This window comes from Bacillus sp. JJ664, assembly GCF_036962205.1.
In the GTDB taxonomy this organism is placed as follows: Bacteria; Bacillota; Bacilli; order Bacillales; family Bacillaceae_G; genus Gottfriedia.
Genome location: NZ_JBALMS010000108.1, coordinates 2,141 through 7,387, shown reverse-complemented (window position 1 = coordinate 7,387; position 5,247 = coordinate 2,141). Strand labels below are relative to the sequence as shown.

6 protein-coding genes and 1 pseudogene are annotated in these 5,247 nt (G+C 31.6%); 5 read left to right on the top strand and 2 right to left on the bottom strand.

The window, feature by feature from the left end; genetic code table 11:
- Positions 1 to 759: 759 nt before the first annotated feature.
- The 4 genes from V7056_RS16165 to V7056_RS16150 all read left to right on the top strand — a co-directional run bounded on the left by V7056_RS16165 (position 760) and on the right by V7056_RS16150 (position 2,630).
- Positions 760 to 1,122, top strand: coding sequence for a hypothetical protein (locus V7056_RS16165; RefSeq protein ID WP_499703452.1), 363 nt, complete (start codon positions 760 to 762; stop codon positions 1,120 to 1,122).
- A 162-nt stretch (positions 1,123 to 1,284) separates the two neighbouring features.
- Complete coding sequence (locus V7056_RS16160) at positions 1,285 to 1,830, top strand: GNAT family N-acetyltransferase (RefSeq protein WP_499703451.1); 546 nt, start codon at positions 1,285 to 1,287, stop codon at positions 1,828 to 1,830.
- 141 nt (positions 1,831 to 1,971) lie between these two features.
- Complete coding sequence (locus V7056_RS16155; RefSeq protein WP_499703450.1) at positions 1,972 to 2,214, top strand: hypothetical protein; 243 nt, start codon at positions 1,972 to 1,974, stop codon at positions 2,212 to 2,214.
- 176 nt (positions 2,215 to 2,390) lie between these two features.
- Positions 2,391 to 2,630, top strand: coding sequence for a hypothetical protein (locus V7056_RS16150; protein WP_499703449.1), 240 nt, complete (start codon positions 2,391 to 2,393; stop codon positions 2,628 to 2,630).
- Positions 2,631 to 2,817: 187 nt separating this feature from the next.
- On the opposite strand, the gene V7056_RS16145 is transcribed toward V7056_RS16150, so the two are convergent.
- Together V7056_RS16145 and V7056_RS16140 are read right to left on the bottom strand one after the other, a co-directional pair.
- Positions 2,818 to 3,246: an ASCH domain-containing protein gene (locus V7056_RS16145; RefSeq protein ID WP_499703448.1), complete on the bottom strand. Its 429-nt coding sequence runs from the start codon at positions 3,244 to 3,246 to the stop codon at positions 2,818 to 2,820.
- A 23-nt stretch (positions 3,247 to 3,269) separates the two neighbouring features.
- Positions 3,270 to 3,515 (bottom strand): annotated as a pseudogene (locus V7056_RS16140) (alcohol dehydrogenase catalytic domain-containing protein); the annotation flags it as partial.
- A 688-nt stretch (positions 3,516 to 4,203) separates the two neighbouring features.
- Here V7056_RS16140 and V7056_RS16135 point away from each other — a divergent pair.
- On the top strand, positions 4,204 to 5,181 hold the full coding sequence (locus V7056_RS16135; RefSeq protein WP_499703447.1) for a phosphotransferase enzyme family protein: 978 nt from the start codon (positions 4,204 to 4,206) through the stop codon (positions 5,179 to 5,181).
- The last annotated feature ends 66 nt before the right edge of the window (positions 5,182 to 5,247 follow it).

Genomic DNA, 5,247 nt, shown 5'->3' with positions numbered 1-5,247 from the left:
TAAAACTTGTTTTGAAAAACCATTCTTATGATGAAATTATGATTGATGTTGATGACTTGAAAGAAACACTTTCTTATGTTGACAAATTTGTAAAAAAAACCTCTTAAAAAGAGGTTTTTTTAGACTTGTAGACAATTGGGAATTATCCCACTTGTCTACGAACTTTGTTGTATAAGAGATATTTGGGACCAATAGACAGATTATATTAATATTCGAGGAGAAACCATTAATAAACTTTTTCCTTATGCGACTAACGCATGCATTAGCCAACCATGAATCCTAAGATTCACCACAGTGAATGGAAGTATTTATCGTTCTTCCATGGTAGTTGAATAACATTGAGTTGCCTCGGTAGCTCTTTTTCTTATTCAAGTAAATGGAAGGATAGTTGAAGAAGGAATAGATGAAAAAAGGATTTTTTACTGATTAGAAGAATAATTAATAAACTGAATTATTATAAGGAGACTTAAAATTAATGTACCAATTAATAAAAAAAGCCCTCGAACCTTAATCGATAGGGAAAGATTCATTAGTAATTGAAGCTGAACTACATAAAAGTAGTTGGANNAAAGTATTTGGAGAGATTTCTAACGATATTTATTGATAATCTTCGTAATAAAGTAAAAACTTCCAATATAGCATTGGAAAGCTTAAAAATTGTGGGGAATACCTTGAATTAACAGAACATCATATTACAAATGCCAAGACAAATCGATATGAATTTATTATTCAATCAGATTTAAATCCACTTAATATTTTTTGGATAAAGATAAAAAAGTAATAGGAATTGTCGATTTTGAATCAATTGGTTACGGAGATAGAATCGAAGGTTTAGCCTGGCTAATAAAATGGTATTCACGAACAAAAGGAATATATTCTTCTGAAATGTCTTCCATTGTTGCCAATGCCTTTTTAAAAGGCTACCAATCAAACGATTATCTCAGTAAAAATGATTTTGAACGTCTATCTTCACTTATATGGTTATCAGGTTGCATAAATTGGAACTTTGTTAGACATACAATTAAAATCATAGAATCAAATGAGGATGAAACACTCAAAAAACACATCAATACTTATAAAAAGCGTGGTGAAAAACTTTTATCATTAATTTCCACTAATTAGTTTCTTATGCAACTAACGAGAGCGTTAGTTCAATAATTAAAGGCTACATTGGTGGCTTTTTTTATTGGACTAACTGGCGGTTAGTTGAATAAGAATATCTGGTAAAATAAGGGTTGATTAATAAAATCTGAGCTATAAGATTGTAAACGGGAGGTCATTGTTATGAGAGTTAATCAAAAAGAATTTTATATTCAAAATTTACGTTATACTATAAGGTCTGCAATAGAGAAAGATGCGAAAAACTTGTCTGAAGTAAGATTACAAATAGATGGCGAAACAGAAAATTTAGACAGAGAAAAAGGCGAGGCGTACATAGATGAATCTGGTTTCAAACAGATAATTAAAGATGATACAGAAAGTATTAGTAACCTATTTTTAATAGCTGAAGTTGATGAAAGAATTGTAGGTTTTTCAAGATGTGAAGGGAACAAATTGAAAAGAACGTCTCATAAAGTGGAATTTGGAGTCTGTGTGTTAAAAGAATATTGGGGGTATAGTATAGGAAAAAACCTTTTAAAAGAATCTGTTAATTGGGCAGACTTAAATGGAATTAAGAAAATAACTTTGAATGTTCTCGAAACCAATGATAAAGCTATTATGCTTTATAAAAAATATGGTTTTGAAGTGGAAGGTGTTTTAAAACAAGACAAAATTTTATCTGACGGGAATTACTATAATACTATCTTGATGGGAAGGTTTAACGGATAAGGTTAGAAAACAATCCATCTTATAGAACTAACGCATGCGATAGTTCAATTAATGATTTGGAGTACATATTTACTTAATATTAGAAAGTTGGTAGTTAAATGAGTATATAAGTAGATTTCAATTTAAGAGGAGAGTTAATTTATGAGAATATTAGATACTGAAAATGATAAATCATTAAAAGATTTAATATTATATTTAACCAAAGAAGAAGCCATTGAGTTAAAAGATGATTTAGAGGGACTGATTATAATTATAGGAAATAAAGAGCATGTTCATTTAAATCATTCGGAATATAAACGAGAACTAACTATAACTCTTTATAATACAAAAGATTTAAGTCATTTCGATGATCGTTCTAAAAAATTAATAAATGAAGATATTTGAATTTAATCTTTATTCAACTAACTGGCGCGTTAGTTGAACAAAGATGAACTGCTGTGGCGGTTCTTTTTTATTGCACGAAGAGCAGTTCAGGGGAATAAGAAAGTGTTATAATTATAACGAAATAGTGAAAAGAAATAACTAACTACTTGTTGGTAAAAAAAAGGAGTAGAGATATAATGGAAGTTGGGAAAGGTATACTTATTTCAGGAGCAGTACTATTCGCTCTTGCATTTCCTATGGCTTTCTTTATAGGTGGAATGGCAACCGATGACCCTTATGGTCCATGGTGGGCCTATTGGGCTGGATTCTTTTATATTGAAGGAATACCAACACTAATAATGTTAATTGGTCTAATCATCATTGCTATTATTAAATGGAGGAAAAGAAAGATAACTATAGATAACAAATTGAACTAACTGGCTCTTTAGTGGAAGAACAAAAGGGATGATCATAAATCAATCATCCTCTTTTTCACTATATAGTAGGATAGTCGGCAAAGAAGATTTGTTTAATATATACAATACAATTAATAAAATTTTATACTGAAAATATTCACTGTTAAGCGCTAACGCATTATTAGTGTGTTTTTCCAGAAGTAAACAACTAAATTATATCGTATTCCCATAAACCTAATTTTCCTTTAGCTGGTATAAAATCGGTTAACATTTCTTTATTGGAAACTTCCCAAATATAATTCCCTACTCTAAAATCTCCTAAGAAGTAGTCATTTCCTGAAACAATACGTCCATCTTCTAATACTGCACTTTCTTGATTATCTTCTATTACTTTTAAACAATTAATAAGATTACAGACACCAATAATCATGCCGGTTGGAAGATTGTTACTATTCAACTCGTGCTTACTAAGCAAATGCTGAATTGCATTGTTATTACAAACATTACTATCTATTTTTTTACTTGTGTGAATCGCCAATGGACCACGATATTTAGTTTTCCATGTTCTTGTTTCGTATTGTGCTTCATTAAAAAGGAAAAGGCTGGCCCAAGGTTGAATCATTGAAAGTACCTTCATATATGTAATTACACTTCCTTATATATATTATATGGAAAAAGCCGTATTCCGAAGAGTACGGCTTTTCTTCTTGTTTTTACCTTTGTTACATCTTTACCAGCTTCTTCAACAATTCCCATTGGCTCATGGCCAATTACGTAGTCTATTTGAGGCGGCAATGAACCTTGGAAAATATGAAGACCCGTACCACAAATCGCAGAAGATGTAATTCGTACGATAATATCATTGTCTTTTAACAGTGCAGGATCTGTTACATTTTTAACCTGCATATTTTTAATACCTTGGTACGTGACTCTTTCATGTGTTACCTCCTGAATTTATGATACTTCCATAAAATATCCAAATGAAATAAACGTTATTCAATGCAATTTTTAAAAATTCTTGCTTTTCTTAATGCAAATGTGTAAAGGAAAATACCTTTTTGTAGAATTAAGTCGCCGCAGTCAACTCAAAAAAATTCTGTTGAATCAATTACTAGAAAAAGACATTTAGGCTTATGCATAATAAAGTACGAAGAGAGTAAACAAGAGTTAATTATTTTAAAATTTAGAAAACAACGTAGCAAATATCTTAAAGTATTTAAAGATGACAGCTAGAAAGAGAGAATCATTTGAAAAAGTATCTAACAATTATTAATTTCTGTTTCTATAAATAAATGGAACGATTATGTAACATATTCAAAATTATTGAAAGCCTTTTATATAGAATTCAATATCTTTAACCCTTTAAAAAAGTCTCCATTTCATTCAAGAGTTCCTCCTTACACTTTATACAAATGACTCCTTCAATTACCCTTACTGTGGAATGATTCACTTCAACTAACTGGCGCGTTAGTTGCATAACAAGATCGGCAGTATTGCCGATCTTTTTTTTGTGCTAACAGGCAGTTTAGTTGAACAAGGATTTCTCATTTTGACTACCGAATTTATATAGTTAGAAATGGGGGCAAGTACGAAAATGAATGGAATAGTAAAGGAAAGTGTGTTAAAAACAACAACAAAAGCATATGGACTTAAGTTTAATTTGCTTACTCATATTAGTGGCGTTGTAAATAATGTTTATCGATACCCAGCGCTAAATGGTCATCCTTCACGGATAGTACGTTTAACACATCAGAATTGGCGTAATGAAAAAGAGTCGTTTGCAGAACTACATTTCATGAACTATCTGTTTCAAAACGGTGTTTCTGTGCCTCAGATACTCACGTCAAATGTAGGTAAATGGATTGAAAATGTAGGAGATGGTTATCACGCCTCGATGTTCACAGAAGCACTTGGTCAAATCCCTAATGAAGATGATTGGAACCAGAAAATGTTAAGAAATTGGGGAAGCATTGTTGGACAGATGCACTTGTTAACTCAATCCTATATCCCTCCACAAGATGTGAAACGTCGTGAGTGGAAACAGGAAAATTGGATGGATATTATGAAACACCTACCATCGGAAGAAATAATTGTTCGTCAAAAAGCTAATAAGTTGTTAATTTGGATAGAGACATTACCAAAAGATAATAAAAACTACGGTCTTATCCACTGTGACCTTCATGCACACAATATGTTCGTCACAAAAGGCGGAGAGATTACGGCATTTGATTTTGATGATAGCTGTTACCATTGGTTCGCTTTCGACATCGCCATTATCATTTATTCGGTGATTGTTAGATACAACCGACAAACCCAAAAGAGTGACACACTAGAAAATCACTTGGCTTGGTTCCTCGAATCGTTCCTAAAAGGTTATCAAGAGATAAATACTATCGATACTTGGTGGTTAAAAGTCATGCCTAAATTTTTAGAGTATGTACGGGTGCTATACTACAACGTATTTCACCAACGGCATAATTGGAAAGTTTTAGATGGTGAACAGAAGTTGAGATGGCTAAGAATGAAAGCAGAGATAGAAGCGAATGAACCTTTAACAAATTATTCGTTTTGATCCTTATGCAACTAACAGGCGCTTTAGTTGAATAACAAATAGTGACTTAATAAACAGAAGTCTCAT

Excerpts from the sequence above, each read along its gene's own strand:
- V7056_RS16160 (WP_499703451.1), top strand. The coding sequence starts at position 1,285 with ATGAGAGTTAATCAAAAAGAATTTTATATTCAAAATTTACGTTATACT.
- V7056_RS16150 (WP_499703449.1), top strand. The coding sequence starts at position 2,391 with ATGGAAGTTGGGAAAGGTATACTTATTTCAGGAGCAGTACTATTCGCT.
- V7056_RS16145 (WP_499703448.1), bottom strand. The coding sequence starts at position 3,246 with ATGAAGGTACTTTCAATGATTCAACCTTGGGCCAGCCTTTTCCTTTTT.
- V7056_RS16135 (WP_499703447.1), top strand. The coding sequence starts at position 4,204 with ATGAATGGAATAGTAAAGGAAAGTGTGTTAAAAACAACAACAAAAGCA.
- V7056_RS16155 (WP_499703450.1), top strand. The coding sequence starts at position 1,972 with ATGAGAATATTAGATACTGAAAATGATAAATCATTAAAAGATTTAATA.